Source organism: Pseudomonas sp. Ma2-10 (assembly GCF_054330215.1).
On the sequence record NZ_JBTEYL010000033.1, the window covers coordinates 1 to 16713 of the forward strand.

The window sequence follows — 16713 nt, forward strand, 5'->3', positions numbered from 1 at the left end:
AATCGGTCACGTTGTTAGCGAAATGAGCGGTCACGCGTTAGCGAAATGGTCGGTCACGATGTACCGAAACGGGCGGTCACGATGGGCCGAAATACGCAACTTGCAAACCGCCAACTGCATCTTGGGATAGGACCGTCAAAAAACCATAGTCCGTGTGTGCTCCAATACCGATCTCCTCTTGGGAAATCCTTCCAACCTGGGGCGGGTAACGCAAAATCCGCTGTATCGTGATGGGCTTACGCTGAAGATGTTCAAAGTAATCTTGTGGTAAACCCAAGCTCAGCGCGATCCCGCCAATAAGCATTCGCGCGAGTGCCAATACAGAGGAATGGTAATCTTCGGCAACCTTCTCAAATTGCGGCAGTACAGACGGCATTTGATTAGGACCAAAAAATGGAGAGACTTCATCATAATGAGCTCCGCAATCAAAACACTCTTTGAAATCGCGGGTATTAGCAGGATCGACGTTTTCCGCGTACATCGGTATATAACCACGCAGCGTGAGCCCGGAATTCACGATATTAAGCTTGTTCTTTTCCTCATAAGGAAGCTTGAAAAAACTTTTGGTAAGCGCATACATCTCATCTATTAATTGTTGGTCAATGCCATGGTTTTTTATATAAAAAAAACCCACCTTTTCGCATGCATCACCTATTTGGCTTGCCACCTTCAGCGGATTTTCGCCGTTTATGAGCGACGATATATCTATGACTGGAATTTCAGTGAAAGCTGTCTGTTTGCTAGCCAAGCGAATATCAAAAAACTCTGTCACTTATGCTCTCCTTTCCGAAATATCAATTGGGCAGAAGATTAAGAAAGCACGACTGTGCCCTCTTCAATCCCACTGAATCACACCTGAACCATCACCTATCACACCCACTTTCACGTCCGCATCAACGAGTGCGGTTTGCCGCTGCGCGCACTTTCATCACGCCGCGGGCAGACCGCTCAACGAGATGGAAGGCAGGCCCGTACGAGTCAAATCAGTCCGGGTTTTGACGGATGTTAATCCTGGATTTTTGGACACGCAAGCAAAATGTACACCTATGTCATCAACCGTTGACACATGTGTACATTTATCCTAATTTTAAGTCACCGAGCCTGATGAAGCCCACTTTGGAGCGCACCACGATGTCCAGCGATCCCTTGCTGCAACCCTATAAAATCAAGAATCTGACCCTCAGAAACCGGATCATGACCACCTCCCATGAACCGGCCTACCCTGTGGACGGCATGCCCAAGGATCTCTACCGCGCCTACCACGTGGAGCGTGCAAAAGCCGGTGTCGCCCTGACCATGACTGCCGGTTCCGCTGCCGTTTCCCGAGACAGCCCGCCGGTGTTCAACAACGTGCTCGCCTACAAGGACGAAGTGGTCGGATGGTTGAAGGATCTGACCGATGAGTGCCACGAACACGGCGCGGCAGTGATGATCCAGTTGACTCACCTGGGCCGTCGCACCCGCTGGGACAAGGCCGACTGGTTACCGGTGGTGTCGCCGTCACATCGTCGGGAAGCTTCACACCGCTCCTTCCCGAAGAAAATGGAGGAATGGGACATTGAGCGGATCATCAAGGACTATGTCGACGCCGCGGAGCGCATGAAGGCGGCAGGTCTCGATGGTCTGGAGCTTCAGGCTTACGGGCATTTGATGGACCAGTTCTGGTCGCCATTGACCAATGATCTCGACGGCCCTTACGGCGGGTCGCTGGAAAACCGCATGCGCTTTACCTTCGACGTCTTGCGTGGCATCCGCCAGCGGGTCGGCGAAGATTTTCTGCTGGGAGTTCGTTACACCGGTGATGAAGAATTGCCCGGTGGCTTCACTGCCAGCGAGGGCATGCAGGTTTCTCACATGCTCAAGGACAGCGGACTGGTCGACTTCCTGAACGTCGTACGCGGTCACATTGATACGGATGCCGGCCTGACTGATGTCATCCCGATTCAGGGTATGCGCAACTCACCCCATCTCGACTTCGCTGGCGAGATCCGCTCCTCAACTGGCTTCCCGACCTTCCACGCAGCGAAGATTCCAGACGTGGCCACGGCGCGCTACGCGATCGCCTCGGGCAAAGTGGACATGGTGGGCATGACCCGCGCGCACATGACCGATCCGCACATCGTGCGCAAGATCATCGAGAAGCGCGAAGAAGACATTCGCCCGTGCGTGGGCGCCAACTATTGCCTGGATCGTATCTACCAAGGTGGCGCGGCCTACTGCATCCACAACGCAGCGACGGGGCGGGAAACCACCATGCCTCATGACATTCCCAAAGCCGCCGTCAAGCGCAAGGTGTTGGTGGTCGGTACCGGCCCTGCTGGGCTGGAGGCGGCGCGTGTCGCCGGTGAGCGAGGCCATGACGTGACAGTGCTTGAAGCGGCTGACCAACCAGGCGGGCAGATTCGTCTGACTGCGCTGAGCGAGCGTCGTCGCGAGATGATCAGCATCATTGATTGGCGCATGGCGCAATGCGAACGGCTGGGGGTGAAGTTTCACTTCAATACCTGGGCCGAAGCCGACACTGTGCAAGCCTTCGAGCCAGACGTGGTTATCGTTGCGACCGGCGGCCTGCCGGATACCGAGGTACTCCGCGTGGGCAACGAACTCGTGGTTTCAACCTGGGACATCATTTCCGGCGACATCAAGCCCGGTCGCAACGTACTGATCTTCGACGATGCGGGGGATCATGCTGCCCTGCAGGCTGCCGAGGTCATCGCGCAAAGCGGTGCGACCGTGGAGATCGTCACCCCTGACCGCTCGTTTGCACCTGAAGTCATGGCCATGAACCTTGTGCCCTACATGCGCAGCCTGCAGGACCTGGACGTCACTTTCACCGTCACCTATCGGGTCGATACAGTGGAAAAACGTGATGGCGGGCTCGTTGCAACCTTTGGCAGCGATTACGGCAAGGTTCACAAGCAGCGCATGGTCGATCAGGTGGTCGTCAACCACGGCACTCTTCCCCTGGACGACTTGTACTTCGACCTGCGTCCTCTCTCCACCAATGGCGGCGCGGTAGAGCAGCATGACCTGATCGCCGGTACGGCGCAGAACATCGTCACCAACCCCGAAGGACGCTTCCAGCTGTTCCGGATCGGCGACGCCGTGTCTGCCCGCAACACCCACGCGGCCATCTACGATGCTTTGCGCCTGGTGAAAGAAATCTGAATCCGAACCTCCATTCCTGTTGGAACGGAGGCTCGCCATGAACAAGAGGGAAACCATGTCAGCAGTGACCATTAAATCGAAGGCGGCAGTCGCTTTCGGACCTGGGCAACCGTTACAGCTGGTGGACATCGATGTCGCACCGCCCAAGGCTGGCGAAGTACGGGTTCGAATCGTGGCAACCGGTGTCTGCCACACGGATGCTTTTACCTTGTCGGGCGATGATCCCGAGGGGATCTTTCCTGCCGTGCTGGGTCATGAGGGCGGCGGGATCGTCGAGTCGATCGGTGAAGGCGTGACGTCTTTGTCGGTCGGCGACCATGTGATTCCGCTGTACACGGCTGAGTGCCGGCAATGCAAATTCTGTCTATCGGGCAAGACCAATCTGTGCCAGGCAGTCAGAGCGACACAGGGCAAAGGCCTGATGCCTGACGGAACATCGCGTTTCTCTTTTCAGGGCCAGCCGGTGTTCCACTACATGGGCTGCTCGACCTTCTCCGAGTACACGGTACTGCCGGAGATCTCCCTGGCCAAAATCCCCAAGGACGCGCCGCTGGAACAGGTGTGCTTGTTGGGCTGTGGCGTGACCACAGGCATTGGTGCCGTACTCAATACTGCCAAGGTCGAGGCTGGGGCAAGCGTTGCGATATTCGGGCTCGGCGGGATCGGGCTGGCGGCCATCATCGGCGCGAAAATGGCCAACGCCGGGCGAGTCATCGCCATTGATATCAACCCGGCCAAGCGGGACGTCGCCCTATCGCTCGGCGCGACCGACTTCATAAATCCCATGGACTATGACAAGCCCATCCAGGACGTGATTGTCGAGCTCACCGACGGTGGCGTGGACTATTCGTTTGAATGTGTCGGCAACGTCAAATTGATGCGAGCTGCTCTGGAGTGCTGCCACAAGGGCTGGGGTGAATCGATCATCATCGGTGTCGCCGGTGCGGGCCAGGAAATCAGCACCCGCCCTTTCCAACTGGTGACCGGGCGCGTCTGGCGCGGCAGCGCGTTTGGTGGGGTCAAGGGCCGCACGGAGCTTCCCAGCTACGTTGAGAAAGCGAGCACCGGCGAAATTCTGCTGAAAACCTTCATCACCCATAACCTTGGCCTTGAGGACATCAACAAGGCTTTCGAATTGATGCATGGCGGGCAAAGCATTCGCACCGTCATTCATTTCTGACCAGGGCACTGCCGTGATATCGGCCAGCGCTCATACCCGCATCACAACCCAAAGGAAATCAAAATGTCAGTTTTTACCCATGTCACTGTCGGTACCAATGACCTTGCCAAAGCACGGAGCTTCTATGATGGCGTTCTCAAAGAAATTGGTCTCAACCGTGTTGCCGACCTTGATGAATCCGGCTCCATTTGGGGGGTAGATAAACCGTCGTTCTTCGTGCTCAAACCCGCCAATGGCAATCCTGCCAACGTTGGCAATGGCGTGACTGTCAGCTTCGAAGCGCCTAATCGCGCTGCGGTACATGCATTCCACGAAACCGCACTCGCCGCCGGTGGCATCTGTGAAGGCGAACCGGGTTCGCGTAACTGGGCTGAAAATGCCTATGCCGCTTACGCCCGGGACCTTGATGGCAACAAACTGGCTGTCTATTGCTTCAAGGCCGAATAATCGCAACCCTGACGCCTTCTGCAGTGAAGGCCCTTCAGCGGGCCTTCACTGTTATCCCCTGCCCTGGCTACATTCCGCGCCGCGCAACCTCAGCGCCTGCATTCACTGCCCGCCCCACAATGGATTCGATGTTCTGATCGGCCATCGACTGCAGCGCTGCTGCCGTCACGCCACGGTAAGCCATCAACGACTCAATCATTTGCTGCGGATCGCGACTGGCAAGCATCTGGCCGCCCCCCACCACTACGCCTTGTGCAGCGCGCTGCGCGATGGCAAGGGGAATTCCCGCAGCCACCGCCTGATTAGTCAGTGCCATTTGCAACATTGCCGGGAAGGCCGGCCCAGTCCCGGACAACGCGCTGAGGTAATCAATACAGTCTTCATCAGACACTTCGTCCGCTGAACCTACGCACTCGAACAGTCGCTGCACCCACTTGCGGTCGCGCTCTGGAAGGTTTTCGACACTGTACCAAGGCGTGAACGACTGCCTGATTTCCACGGCAGCGTTCGGCATGGCCCGCAACACGACATCCGCACCGGTGGCCGCGCTGATGGCTGCCGCCGGAACTCCAGCCATCAGGGAAATTACCAGCTTGCCGCGGGCGTTGATCTGCACTTCACGAAACTGCTCCGGCCGGATGGACAGCACGACAATATCGCTGAGATCCACCAACTGCTGGTTGTCGGCCAGCAGCCTCACGCCTGGCTCGAAGGTACTGACGCCGGAACGGTTCGAGATCAACAAACGGTCAGGTTTGATGAAACCGCTTTCAAGGAGCGCCTCGGCGATTGCACGCCCGAGCCAGCCGGTGCCCCCGATGATGCCCAGCGTTCTATTCTCCATCGGCAGTGGACTCCTCGAATGTTTCAACCAAGGGAACGAAAACGCCGGGCTCTTTTTCTGCGTAGCCGAACTTTCCATAAAAGCGGTCCAGTTCGCGCCGCTTCGGTACTTTGCCGGTGAACACGCTCACGTACTGAGGAATCCGTCGAAATCGTACGACGATATCTTCATTGGTTTTCATGGAGATGTAGCCGATTTGTGTGAGGTAGATAGTCCTGGCCCGAACGTCAGCCCCCTCGCCATCGTAGCCAAACCGTCGGAACATCGCGGCCAAGGCATTCATCCGTGCCTCATCGGCCAAGGCGATTTCAGCAGTGACCTCGTCCGATTGCAGCGCCCAACTGCGCACGGCAAATTCGAATTGCGAGTCGAACATCTCAGGGTTCACCCAGCACTCGAAGACGTTGAGAATCGCTTCGGAAATACTTTCTGCGTAACTCTCGCATTGGCTAACCATACCGCCGGTGTTCTTGTCCCGCCATCGAGCCAGGAGTGCCGCGAGCAGCTGTTCGCGATCTTCATAGAACCAGTAAAAGCTGGTACGAGACAAATTCAAGCGTTTGGCCAGCGGCATCACCCGCACAGCATCCACACCCGACTCTTTAAGAGCATCGTAGGCGGCGTCCAGCCAACCATCGACGGAGCCTCGCCAGCCTGCGTCCTGCGCTTTGGTTTTCGCCCTTCCTGTCTGTGACATTCGGGTTGCACCTTTCTTTGAGATTCTTCGTCACTGTACACCTCAGGATCTGTGGCGTACACGGCATGTACAGCTGCGTACATTTTCGAGACGCTGAATCGCCAAATCAAGTGAGCACGTCGTCAATGACCCGAATCAAGCGCTGCTGGAGTTCAACTCAGCGATATATCGCTACGGGTTCACCAATGACATCCCGATTAATCGTGAGGCCCAATCCTGGGGCCTGCGGGGCACGGATACGGCCATCCACCACGGGAATGTCGACGTGCGCCGTGATCGGTGGATACATATCGCGCGTATCGAGCACGCAGCACAGATTTCGGTGTGGGATAGATTGCCCGAGGTGAGTCAGTGCAGCGAACGCTACCTGTGAGCCAGCGGTCTCCTGAACGCTCATCGTCAAACCGGAGGTCATGCACATGTCGCGCAAACGTCGGGCTCTGGTCAGGCCGCCATGCTTGGAGACTTTCAAGCCAATACCGTCTGCAGCCTTCTCGCTGATCAGTTGCATCACCGAAGCTTCATCCGTCGCCAGCTCGTCCATGATCAACGGCACATTGGTTCGCTGGCGCAGGGACATGTGCTCAGCCCAGGTGGCGCATGGCGCCTCAAGCACGAAGTCCAGCCCGGATGGCAGCAGCTTCAACATGCGCAATGCATGTTCTACCGTCAGGCCACCGTGGCAATCAACGATGAAGTATTCCTCGGGGCGGGCATCTGCAAGGGATGCCTCAATGCGTGCGGCATCCAGCGCGGGCCCACCCTCCTCCGGTGTCGCGCCAACCTTCACCGAATGCCCTAGGTACCCTTGCTTGCGAGTCTGAGCAATTCGACGACGCATGTCATCGGGGTCGCCAGCATAGGTCGAGTCGATAATCGGCATCGTCAGTCCTGTACTGCCCCCCAGCAGTTCACACACCGGCATCCCGACCGCTTTGCCCAGAATGTCCCAGCAGGCCACATCAATCGCAGCTTTCGCATGAAGGTGGCCCATCAAGATACTGTCCATGAGATCGTTGATACGGTCAACCTGACGGGGATCCCGGCCAATGAGCAGGTCCGCCATTTCGGCGATACCCGCCCTCACACCCAGCGCGTGCGCTGCAATATAGTTCGGGCCAAAAGGCGTCGACTCGCCCCAGCCTTCAAGGCCAGTATCTGTGCGAATACACACTATCGTGGAGTCAAAACTTGTGTAATTACGGCCGCCTGACAACTTATAAACGCCGCCAGCATAGGGCAGATCGACTTGATAAACTTCAATTTCAATGATCTTCACAAACACTCTCCTGTGGTGGCACCAATACCAGTTTTCCCGCATAACGTTTTTCTATGCAACTGTCCGCGTTTTATTATTAGTCGGCGGATTTACCAAGAGCATGCTTGCTGTGCGCGCAACCAAAAAGATTTTTACCAATAGGTATTTATTCTTATTCATTGGGCGCTCACTCTGTGCATTGAACGACCCAGGTGTTATCAGCAAAAATATTGAGGCGGGCAAACTGAAACTTGTAGCTTTCTACTTATAGAAAACCTTAGCAGCTGATACCCCCTGTCCATAATGATATTTTAGCTCGATAAATGATGACTTCAGGTCATGACGGCAAGCGTCCCGTTGGATCGCGCACTATGACAATGATCGATGCTCTTACAGAGAAGGGGCTGACAGCCAACCTGGATTCGCCCCACGTCGACCGGCCTGAGCGCGACTTCAAAAGCTCGATTCAGAATTTTTTGATAACGCCACGTTATCTTTGGTCCAGTAAAAAAGTTGCTAGACGCTGCGATCCATTGAAATTAAATAATGGCTGCACCAAAGAACTATCAGGTAGGTTACCCTATGAAATTCAATAATAAAGTGGTGGTCATTACCGGCGCTGCCGGCGGTGTCGGACAGGCGTTAGCGTTGTTGTTCGCCCGAGAAGGCGCAAAGCTTGTTTTGTCTGATTTTGATGAAGCCGGTTGCAAATCAATTTCCGCAAAAGTCCGTGACCTGGGCGCCGAAGTGCACTACGTGGCAGGCGATTTACGCCGTAAAGAATATTGCGAAGCGATTGTCCAAACTGCCGTCGATGTTTTTTCGGGGATCGACATCGTATTGAACAATGCGGGCATCATTCCCCGCGGCACGATTGAGGAAACCACTGACGATATGTGGTTTGACGCCATGGGCGTAAACTTGAATGCAGTGTTCTTCATCTGCCGTGCCGCGATACCGCACATGAAAAATCGCCCCGGTGCCGCAATCGTCAACACATCATCTGTATGGGGCATTTATCCAGGCCCCGCTCATGTGGCGTATTGCACAAGCAAAGGGGCTGTCGCGGCTTTAACCAAGAATCTGGGCCGCGATTGCGCACCCTTGGGCATCCGCGTCAATGCCGTCTGCCCGCACGAAATCAACACCCCGATGTTACGCAGCGGCTTTGAGCGTCGCGGCCTTGATCCGGATAAGGCCGTGCAAGAACTGAACAAGAGCGTGCCTTTAGGCCGTATTGCCGAGCCTGAAGACATTGCGGATGTTATCGCATTTCTGGCGTCCGACGAGGCCAGGTACATCGCCGGTGAAACGGTAGAAGTCACAGGCGCCAAGCCGGTATCCGGCTAAGGAGAGGTAGCGATGCTCAACGAAAAAAATGTAGTGGTGACCGGGGGCGGCAGAGGGATTGGTCGAGGCATCACCGAACAATTGCTTGAGGCGGGAGCTTCTGTATTGATCGCTCAGCGCCAGGCACTGGACGACGACTTGCGAGATCACCCCCGAGTCTATTTCGTCGAGGCTGATCTCGCCTCGATGGAGTCACCGAATTTGATTGCACAGTTCGCCCAGGAGCAGCTTGGCGGAATCGATGTATTGGTTAACAACGCCGGCTTCATGTTCGAGAAATCCATCGATGATATGACCGAACAGGAATGGGATCGCATGATGGCAGTCAATCTGCGGGCGCCAGCGTTCTTGTGCAAGGCATTGGTGCCCCAGATGCGTTTGCGAGGCGGTGGCAGCATCATCAACATCGGGTCGATCGAAGGGATAGGCGCCAACCCTGAACATGCCGCGTACTGTGCCTCCAAGGCTGGCATCCATGGGCTGACCCGAGCCTTGGCAGTCGATCTCGGCCGGGACCGCATCCGCTGCAATGCCATTGCTCCGGGTTGGATCAATTCCGAGTTGAGTGATGCATACCTCGCGGCTCAAGATGATCCGCGTGCGGCGCGCCAGGCACTACTGCGCCTTCACCCGGTCGGACGTACCGGATTGCCGGCGGATGTTGGCGGGACAGTCGTTTTCCTGGCCTCCGAATCATCGGCCTTCATCACCGGGCAAGTGCTGGTGGTGGATGGGGGTCGCACGGCGAAACTGCCACTGCCGTTTTGATCGAATCAACCTGACTTGCGGCGGAGGGGGTCACCCACCCACCTCCGTTGCAGGTTGCGCGGAGCCAGACTGTTGTGGCCCGCGGCAACATTTTGCACATTGACGATCAGCCGTAATGTCTACTACGCAGACCCGGCAAAACTCCACAAGTCAATAGAAAGGCGTACTGCATGTCACGCCTTCGCTTTAATCGCATACAGCCCACCAATAATTACCAACGCTGCTCCAACAACCACCCACATATCAGGGTGCTCGGCAAAAACGATCACACCGATCAAAGTGGCGAACACCAGAAGCGCATAGTTGAAAGGCTGCAGCGTAGAAGCGGTAGCGTATTTCAGTGCTTGAATGAAGAGAATCTGAGCGACTACTCCCGTCAATGATAGGATCCCCATCAGAAGGCCCTGGACCGGAGTCGGAGAAACCCATGCGGGCAGCCCCGCAAATGTGACTGTCAGGGCACCCACACATGCCATAAAGAGCATGTTCGTAGCAAAGGAGTCGTGCTGGCTAATCCGGCGCGTCAGTACGTTGAACACGGCGAATCCCAAAGCCGCCAGCAGGGGAATCAGCGCCGCGAGTTCAAAGACGCCCGCGCCTGGCCGGAGGATGATCAGAGTCCCGGTGAACCCTATGACCGAAGCAATCCAGCGTCGAAGGCCTATAAACTCTCCAAGTACGGCACCGGCCAATGCCAATGTCATCAGCGGAAATACGGCATAGAGCGCGTGCATTTCGGCCAGGCCCAGATAGCGTAGCCCCATCGCAAACAGTATCGTTTCAGCCACGGCTAACAGCGCTCGCATGATTTGGAGCCAAGCGTGCTTGCTGCGAAACGACGCCTTTACCCTACCTTGATAGGCCGCATATCCGAGGGCAAAAACGACAAACACCCAATACCGCACCATGACCAGCTGGGCAACCGGAAAGTCTTTGACAAGCACCTTGGTTATTCCGTCCTGGGTCGCAAAGATAAGCATTGAAAGCAGGCACAGGAAAATCCCGAGTTTGGGCCTTGCGACCCCAGGACTGACGGCAACGGTGGGCGTAGTTAAGTACGCGGTGTTTTTTGTTTGATCGCTCTTCAATCGCACCTCGGTCATGCCCTCCTCCTTAGCGTGTCAGCTGTCGACGAAGCTCTTCTTTATTTCACCAGCCGCATTTCTCTCGATGGCCGGTAACCAAAATACGAGCTGTAGCATTTGCTGAAATGGCTCGGTGAAACAAAGCCGCATGCGACCAGCACATCAACCTGAGACAGCTCTGTGTGCTGAAGTAATCGCCGTGCTTCGGTAATGCGCAATTCCAGGTAATACCGTTGCGGTGTGGTACCCAGCTGTTCTTTGAACAAGCGCTCTATTTGTCGACGGGAACGTCCGGCATAAACCGCCAGTTGGTCCATTTGCAGCGGTTCTTCAAGGTTGGCGTCCATCAGCTTGACCACCTCTTTAAGGGGGGCACTTAACGAGATGTTCTGTGTCGGTTTGATACGCCGATACCGCGATTCTTCGAAAGACAGAATGTCTTCGATGCCCTCGACAAGCGCCTTGCCATGCAGCCCTTTGATCCATTCGAGCGCCATATGAAAAGCACCCGCCGGACTCGAGGCCGTGAGCCGGTCGCGATCCATGACAAATGCTTCACTGGTGACATGCGTGAATTTTGAAATTTCTGCGAGCGCGGGTCGGTGCTCGGGGTGAATCGCACAACGATACCCTTCAAGCAAACCTGACACGCCCAAAAACCACGCCCCATTCCACAGCCCGGCCAGGGTGATACCAAGTTCCGATGCCGTTTTGAGGAGGCTGATCAGCTCGTGATTGACTTTGAGTTCGGTGCGGTAGCCGCCGCATATGACCAGCAAATTAAGGTCTTTGAGTGCTGCGACTTCCAAACGCGCATCCGGTCGAATGACCAGGCCAAGGTCGCTGGTGACCTCTCCGTCCTGCAACCCGAAAGTTCGTGAAGAGAACAACGTGGGACGCAAAAGGTTGGCAGTGACAATCGTATCCAGAGCTTGCGTAAATGCAGGCAGCGAAAAGTTTTCGAGCAGTAAAAATCCTGCCCGGGCATGAGCCGTCGGCTCGCTCCGAGTCCCTTCCAGATAGCGCAGGTTTTTACCTTTCATACACCCGCTGAAATCTCGTCGTTCGATCACTTTACGCCTCGCTTCTTTACACTGACGAACGTACTGTCTAGGCGAGCTGGAAGCCGTGAGCCAGAGGGTCTTTGTCATCAACGAAAATGGTGTTGTGACCTATCACTTCAGCCCAGCCGCTGACACTTGGATTCATGCCGTCGAAGGTTCCGACTTTTACCGATGCCTCAACCTTTCCTTCGTAGATCGTACCGATCAGACTTTCGAGTCGATAAACGTCGCCGACGTTCAGCCGACCCTTTCCGAAGAGCTGAGCCATCCGGGCCGAAGTACCGGTACCGCCGGGAGAACGATCAATAGCTTTATCACCGTAGAACACGGCACAGCGTCCATGCACGGTTCTGCTCTGTGGTTTGTCACACCAGATGATGTGATGAACACCACTGATTCTGCTGTTCTCTGGATGTACCGGGTCACAAATGGCCGAGAGCGCTGCGCGCAGCTTCTGGCTCAACCCCACGATGTCAGCCGTCGTCTGCCCTTCGAATCCAGTCCAGCACTCCTGTGGTTCGACCACCGCGTAGAAATTCCCGCCGTAGGCGATGTCCACCGTAAACGTACCAATATTAGGTACTTCCACCACCACATCGGCGCTGTGCAGGTAGCTGGATACGTTGAACAAGCGAATCGACTCAACAAATTCGCCGCCCATGGTGTATTCGACATCGACCCGTCCCGCCGGTGTGTCAATGGCCAGCTTTCCCGGCTCACGAGGTGTCACCAAGCCCTCTTCAATGACCACGGTCGATAATCCGATGGTGCCCGCTCCACACATCGGCAGGCAGCCGCTGACTTCGATAAACAACGCACCGAAGTCGCAGTCATCACGTACCGATGTATAGATGATGACGCCAGACATGATGTCGTGCCCCCGGGGCTCGAACATCAATGCGGTGCGTACCCAGTCGTGGTCACGCACGAAAATATCGCGCCGCTCCGCCATCGATACGGAAGGCATCAGTGGTGCTCCGCCCGCTACGACCCGAACCGGGTTGCCGCACGCGTGCGAATCAATGCAAAAAAAGCTGCGTCTCATACTGATGCCCTTTCAAAGGAGTTTGCTGGGGGAGTGACGCTGCAACGCGCCCCGTGACAGTCGATCCAGCAGCAGCGCAATAGCGACAATGGCCAGGCCCGCTCGAAGCCCCATACCCATCTCCATCCTGGAGAGGCCACGGGTGACTTCAGCCCCCAGACCGCCTGCCCCCACCAGACCTGCCAGCACCACCATCGCCAACGACATGAGGATGCATTGGTTCAGGCCTACCAACAGCGTGGGTGCGGCAGTCGGCAGTTCAATTTTGAACAGAATGTCTTTAGGTGAAGCACCGGATGCCTGGCCCAACTCAAGGAGATCCTTGGGCAACTGCTTGAAGGCAAGGGTCGTCAATCTGAGCATCGGCGGAATGCCGTAAACAATCGTTGCAATGATCGCGGGTACCCGTCCCAGGCTGAACAACATCACTGCGGGGATCAGGTAAACCCAGGGCGGCACCGTTTGCATGATGTTCAGGATCGGCAGCAACGCTTCATCTACACGCTTCACCCGGGCAGCCAGAACCCCCAGCGGGAAAGCGATGGCCACCGAGATCAGGACCGCCACACTGACGAGCGCGATCGTCTGGATGGACGCGATCCACAGGCCTGCGAACAAACAGAAAGCCAACATCACCGCAGCGAAAACAGCGACCCGCTTATTGGCAAAAAAGAACGCTGCGACGACGACAATACCGATGAATAAATACGGATGGGGAGCAAGCAGCGCTCCCTCCACTGCACCGAGTACCGCCTCAACAACCTGACTGATCCCTTTGAACAAGCCATGTAAATTTGTGTTCAGCCAGTCAACGGCGGGAGCCAGGTATTCGCCTGGAGAAAATTGAATGTGCGTTGTCATTGGGAAGCCCTCACCCGCGCCTGTGCAGCACTCTGCGCCAGACGATCCAGGATCATGGTCAGGATAACGATAGCGATGGCCGCGTTGATCGACTTGGCGATATCCAATGTACGAACGGACCCGTAAATCGCCTCGCCCAATCCGCCCGAACCTACAATGCCTGCAATAACAACCATGCCGAATGCCATCATCAGGCTTTGGTTAACGCCGGCCATGATGCTGGGCATGGCGAACGGTAAGCGGATCTTGAAAAACATCTGCATTCCAGTCACGCCACTGGCATCTCCCAACTCGATGAACTCCTTGGGTGTCATGCGAATTCCCAGGGAGGTCAGTCGTATCGCAGGGGGAAGCGCGACAATAAAAGTCGCCAACAGCGCCGTGGCAGGGCCGTAGCCGAGCAGCGCAATGGCCGGTAGCAGGTAGATGTAGGGCGGCATCGTCTGGATCAAATCCAGACAAGGATCAACCACACGATCAAAGGCTGGCGCCAGACCCGCGACGACTCCCAGCGGAATGGCGACCGCCAGTGCCAACACAGTAGCGGTGAGCACCAGTGCAAGCGTACTGACTGTCTCTGGCCACAAACCGATAAGGTCGCACAGCAACAATGCCAGACCTGAGAGAATCGCGAAGCGGACGCCGACCACACGCCAGCCAATCAACGCCATGACAATCGCCACGACGTAATGCGCTGGATAAGCGATACACCACAGCACGCCTTCGTAAATGCCATTCAGCACCGCATTGACGGCATCGAACACGAACTCGCCATTATCTGAAAGACATTCCAGCCCCGTATCAACGGATGCATCGAACTGACTGGAAAAATCCGGCGTGCTCATGCGGACGCCTCCATCGCAATGGCAGTTGCTACGGGCGCCAATTCATTGGGAATACCTTGCACGCCCCGCAGCAGATCACGCGGGGTAATGATCCCCACCACTGTTCCGTTATCGACGACGGCGAGCGCGTCGCGCTCGGACTTCATCGTCAATCCGATAAGTTCATTGATATCGGCGTCAAGCGAGGTTTTGGTGAACCTGGAGATGTCACATGTCGGGTGAGCTGCCTTGTAGGCCTGGACCGACGTCATGACCGAGTGAGCCTTCACCAGATGCAGTCGGGAAATGCCGGCGACAAACTCAGCCACGTAGTCGTCAGCCGGGTTGAGCACGATCTCCTCGGCGGTGCCGACCTGAATGATGGCGCCATCCTTCATGATCGCAATGCGATCACCAATGCGGATGGCCTCGTCCAGGTCGTGGGTAATAAACACTGCGGACTTGCCCAGTTCCTTGGTCAACTGGCGGAACTCATCCTGCAACTGTCGGCGAATCAGCGGATCAAGCGCGCTGAACGGTTCATCCATCAAAATTACTTCTGGATCGGCAGTCAGTGCACGCGCCAGCCCGACCCGTTGTTGCATGCCTCCGGACAGCTCGCTGGGATAGCGCGAAGTCCACTCGCTCAATCCAACCTTCGCCAGCGCCTGCTCGGCCACTTTGTAACGTTCAGCCTTGCCCACCCCCTGCACTTCCAGGCCAAACGCGGTGTTCTCAAGAACCGTACGATTAGGCAGCAAGGCAACGCTTTGAAAAACCATACCGATGTGACGCGCCCTCACCTCTCGCAGCTGTGCTGGCGACAAGGATGAAACGTCTTTGCCTTTGACCAGCACCTTCCCGGAACTAGGGGTGATCAGCTTGTTCAGCAATCTTATAAGGGTGGATTTGCCACTGCCGGACAAACCCATGATGCAAAAGATTTCCCCCCGGCGAACCTGGAGACTGACATCGGAAACCCCGACCACGCAGCCGTAGTTTTGCAGGATCTCGGTCTTTGAAAGACCCTGCTGGACAACCGCATCCATGGCTGCCGGTGCACTTTTACCGAAGATTTTCCAAACCGACTGGCAATCCACCAGCACTTCGTCAGTATTAATTGTGGCCATCGTCATTTCGCAATCCATCGAACCAGTTGTTTGCTGGTTTCTTTAATTAATCAAAGGGCGGCAGTGGCAAACAAAAAAAATCTTAATAGTTCTTGATATTTCCCCAACGATTTACAAGATCTGTATGGCTATCTATCCAGCCCTTGATAGCCTCGTCCATGGTCTTGCCATCCTTGACTTCAGCATTCATTGCGGTGATGTCCGTGATAGGCACATAAACGCTGGCCATTAGTTCACGCGCACGCGGATTGGCTTCAGCGAAGCCTTTGTGTCCGATCCAGTAATAACCCTGCAATGGCGGGAAGACCCCTTTTGGATCTTTCAAGAACTTGAGATCAAATTTCTTGGTCATCCACGATGGATCCCAGACGGTTACCGCCACCCATTCTTTGCGGTCGACTGCCGACTTTAACGCCGCCGTCATTGCTGAAGTACTGCCTTCGACCAGCTTGAGCTTGATGTCGTACGCTTTGACCACGTTGTTTGCGTCACTCATCAAGCCCGAACCAGGCTCGATGCCTATGATTCTGTTCCCCAGTTTTTCCGCGTTTGCATTCAGCTGTTCGATGGAGTCGATGTCTACGTAACTGGGTACTGCCATGCCCTGATAAAGACCAAAGGAGACCGGTGACAGCTTCTCGATTTTGTTCTTGTTCTTTTTCCAATAATCGGCGGCGGCGTAATCAATCTGGGATGCCAACACCTGAATATCCCCCTTGCTGAGTGCAGCGTAGGCGATACCCCACTCGGAAAACTCCACGACTTTTACGGTGTATCCTGCGTTCTCAAGTACTTTCTTGGTGATGCCAGTAATAGGCACCAAGTCCTCCCAAGACATGGTGCCCATTACTATGTTTTTTTCTTCAGCGTGTGCCTGCAAACTCATCACGCCCACAAACGCGAGCGCGCAGAATGCCTTCCAGATATTTCTCATGGATTATTCCGTTCTTATTAGTGACTTGTTAAACGGCCTTTATTGGAAAAGCCGACGA

At 55.5% G+C, this 16713-nt stretch carries 16 protein-coding genes; 5 read left to right on the forward strand and 11 right to left on the reverse strand.

All coding sequences use genetic code 11. The features are described from left to right. Window positions 1–76 precede the first annotated feature (76 nt). A complete protein-coding gene (locus ACXPVS_RS25230; RefSeq protein ID WP_458512322.1) occupies window positions 77–772 on the reverse strand; it encodes an isopenicillin N synthase family dioxygenase in 696 nt (231 codons plus the stop codon). A gap of 359 nt (window positions 773–1131) precedes the next feature. Here ACXPVS_RS25230 and ACXPVS_RS25235 point away from each other — a divergent pair, with 359 nt between their 5' ends. From ACXPVS_RS25235 to ACXPVS_RS25245, 3 genes are all read left to right on the forward strand, one after another. After that, the gene (locus ACXPVS_RS25235; RefSeq protein WP_458512359.1) at window positions 1132–3168 is read left to right on the forward strand and encodes an oxidoreductase; all 2037 of its coding nucleotides are present in this window, start codon (window positions 1132–1134) and stop codon (window positions 3166–3168) included. A 55-nt stretch (window positions 3169–3223) separates the two neighbouring features. Continuing rightward, on the forward strand, window positions 3224–4348 hold the full coding sequence (locus ACXPVS_RS25240; protein WP_458512360.1) for an S-(hydroxymethyl)glutathione dehydrogenase/class III alcohol dehydrogenase: 1125 nt from the start codon (window positions 3224–3226) through the stop codon (window positions 4346–4348). A gap of 63 nt (window positions 4349–4411) precedes the next feature. Further along, entirely contained in the window at window positions 4412–4795 is a 384-nt protein-coding gene (locus ACXPVS_RS25245; RefSeq protein ID WP_458512323.1) for a VOC family protein, read from the forward strand. A 67-nt stretch (window positions 4796–4862) separates the two neighbouring features. Here the strand turns inward: ACXPVS_RS25245 and ACXPVS_RS25250 are convergent, their stop codons facing one another. The 3 genes from ACXPVS_RS25250 to ACXPVS_RS25260 form a co-directional block, all read right to left on the reverse strand. Beyond that, a complete protein-coding gene (locus ACXPVS_RS25250) occupies window positions 4863–5639 on the reverse strand; it encodes a pyrroline-5-carboxylate reductase family protein (RefSeq protein ID WP_458512324.1) in 777 nt (258 codons plus the stop codon). Next, window positions 5629–6336 carry a TetR/AcrR family transcriptional regulator gene (locus ACXPVS_RS25255; RefSeq protein WP_427540849.1) on the reverse strand — a complete coding sequence of 236 codons (708 nt, stop codon included), beginning with the start codon at window positions 6334–6336 and terminating at the stop codon, window positions 5629–5631. The genes ACXPVS_RS25250 and ACXPVS_RS25255 overlap by 11 nt, the downstream gene beginning before the upstream one ends. 157 nt (window positions 6337–6493) lie before the next feature. Next, window positions 6494–7615: a mandelate racemase/muconate lactonizing enzyme family protein gene (locus tag ACXPVS_RS25260; RefSeq protein WP_458512325.1), complete on the reverse strand. Its 1122-nt coding sequence runs from the start codon at window positions 7613–7615 to the stop codon at window positions 6494–6496. 561 nt (window positions 7616–8176) lie between these two features. On the opposite strand from ACXPVS_RS25260, the gene ACXPVS_RS25265 reads away from it, so the two are divergent. Both ACXPVS_RS25265 and ACXPVS_RS25270 read left to right on the forward strand, forming a co-directional pair. Beyond that, window positions 8177–8944 (forward strand): SDR family NAD(P)-dependent oxidoreductase, encoded by a 768-nt coding sequence (locus tag ACXPVS_RS25265; protein ID WP_458512326.1) that lies wholly within the window; start codon window positions 8177–8179, stop codon window positions 8942–8944. A 12-nt stretch (window positions 8945–8956) separates the two neighbouring features. Further along, window positions 8957–9712, forward strand: a complete 756-nt coding sequence (locus ACXPVS_RS25270; protein WP_458512327.1) for an SDR family NAD(P)-dependent oxidoreductase — start codon at window positions 8957–8959, stop codon at window positions 9710–9712. 173 nt (window positions 9713–9885) lie between these two features. Here ACXPVS_RS25270 and ACXPVS_RS25275 read toward each other — a convergent pair whose 3' ends face one another. The 7 genes from ACXPVS_RS25275 to ACXPVS_RS25305 all read right to left on the reverse strand — a co-directional run bounded on the left by ACXPVS_RS25275 (window position 9886) and on the right by ACXPVS_RS25305 (window position 16655). Then, on the reverse strand, window positions 9886–10815 hold the full coding sequence (locus tag ACXPVS_RS25275) for a DMT family transporter (RefSeq protein WP_458512328.1): 930 nt from the start codon (window positions 10813–10815) through the stop codon (window positions 9886–9888). A 41-nt stretch (window positions 10816–10856) separates the two neighbouring features. Beyond that, window positions 10857–11870 carry a GlxA family transcriptional regulator gene (locus ACXPVS_RS25280; RefSeq protein WP_458512329.1) on the reverse strand — a complete coding sequence of 338 codons (1014 nt, stop codon included), beginning with the start codon at window positions 11868–11870 and terminating at the stop codon, window positions 10857–10859. A 37-nt stretch (window positions 11871–11907) separates the two neighbouring features. Next, window positions 11908–12906, reverse strand: coding sequence for a 4-hydroxyproline epimerase (locus ACXPVS_RS25285; protein ID WP_458512330.1), 999 nt, complete (start codon window positions 12904–12906; stop codon window positions 11908–11910). A 12-nt stretch (window positions 12907–12918) separates the two neighbouring features. Next, window positions 12919–13767: an ABC transporter permease gene (locus tag ACXPVS_RS25290; protein WP_458512331.1), complete on the reverse strand. Its 849-nt coding sequence runs from the start codon at window positions 13765–13767 to the stop codon at window positions 12919–12921. After that, window positions 13764–14612 (reverse strand): ABC transporter permease, encoded by an 849-nt coding sequence (locus ACXPVS_RS25295; protein ID WP_458512332.1) that lies wholly within the window; start codon window positions 14610–14612, stop codon window positions 13764–13766. Before ACXPVS_RS25295 ends, ACXPVS_RS25290 begins: the two co-directional genes overlap by 4 nt. Further along, window positions 14609–15727: a quaternary amine ABC transporter ATP-binding protein gene (locus tag ACXPVS_RS25300; RefSeq protein ID WP_458512333.1), complete on the reverse strand. Its 1119-nt coding sequence runs from the start codon at window positions 15725–15727 to the stop codon at window positions 14609–14611. Before ACXPVS_RS25300 ends, ACXPVS_RS25295 begins: the two co-directional genes overlap by 4 nt. 76 nt (window positions 15728–15803) lie before the next feature. Then, window positions 15804–16655, reverse strand: a complete 852-nt coding sequence (locus ACXPVS_RS25305) for a glycine betaine ABC transporter substrate-binding protein (protein ID WP_458512334.1) — start codon at window positions 16653–16655, stop codon at window positions 15804–15806. Window positions 16656–16713 lie beyond the last annotated feature (58 nt).

Excerpts from the sequence above, each read along its gene's own strand:
- ACXPVS_RS25235 (WP_458512359.1), top strand. The coding sequence starts at position 1,132 with ATGTCCAGCGATCCCTTGCTGCAACCCTATAAAATCAAGAATCTGACC.
- ACXPVS_RS25240 (WP_458512360.1), top strand. The coding sequence starts at position 3,224 with ATGTCAGCAGTGACCATTAAATCGAAGGCGGCAGTCGCTTTCGGACCT.
- ACXPVS_RS25245 (WP_458512323.1), top strand. The coding sequence starts at position 4,412 with ATGTCAGTTTTTACCCATGTCACTGTCGGTACCAATGACCTTGCCAAA.
- ACXPVS_RS25250 (WP_458512324.1), bottom strand. The coding sequence starts at position 5,639 with ATGGAGAATAGAACGCTGGGCATCATCGGGGGCACCGGCTGGCTCGGG.
- ACXPVS_RS25255 (WP_427540849.1), bottom strand. The coding sequence starts at position 6,336 with ATGTCACAGACAGGAAGGGCGAAAACCAAAGCGCAGGACGCAGGCTGG.
- ACXPVS_RS25265 (WP_458512326.1), top strand. The coding sequence starts at position 8,177 with ATGAAATTCAATAATAAAGTGGTGGTCATTACCGGCGCTGCCGGCGGT.
- ACXPVS_RS25270 (WP_458512327.1), top strand. The coding sequence starts at position 8,957 with ATGCTCAACGAAAAAAATGTAGTGGTGACCGGGGGCGGCAGAGGGATT.
- ACXPVS_RS25275 (WP_458512328.1), bottom strand. The coding sequence starts at position 10,815 with ATGACCGAGGTGCGATTGAAGAGCGATCAAACAAAAAACACCGCGTAC.
- ACXPVS_RS25285 (WP_458512330.1), bottom strand. The coding sequence starts at position 12,906 with ATGAGACGCAGCTTTTTTTGCATTGATTCGCACGCGTGCGGCAACCCG.
- ACXPVS_RS25290 (WP_458512331.1), bottom strand. The coding sequence starts at position 13,767 with ATGACAACGCACATTCAATTTTCTCCAGGCGAATACCTGGCTCCCGCC.
- ACXPVS_RS25295 (WP_458512332.1), bottom strand. The coding sequence starts at position 14,612 with ATGAGCACGCCGGATTTTTCCAGTCAGTTCGATGCATCCGTTGATACG.
- ACXPVS_RS25300 (WP_458512333.1), bottom strand. The coding sequence starts at position 15,727 with ATGACGATGGCCACAATTAATACTGACGAAGTGCTGGTGGATTGCCAG.
- ACXPVS_RS25305 (WP_458512334.1), bottom strand. The coding sequence starts at position 16,655 with ATGAGAAATATCTGGAAGGCATTCTGCGCGCTCGCGTTTGTGGGCGTG.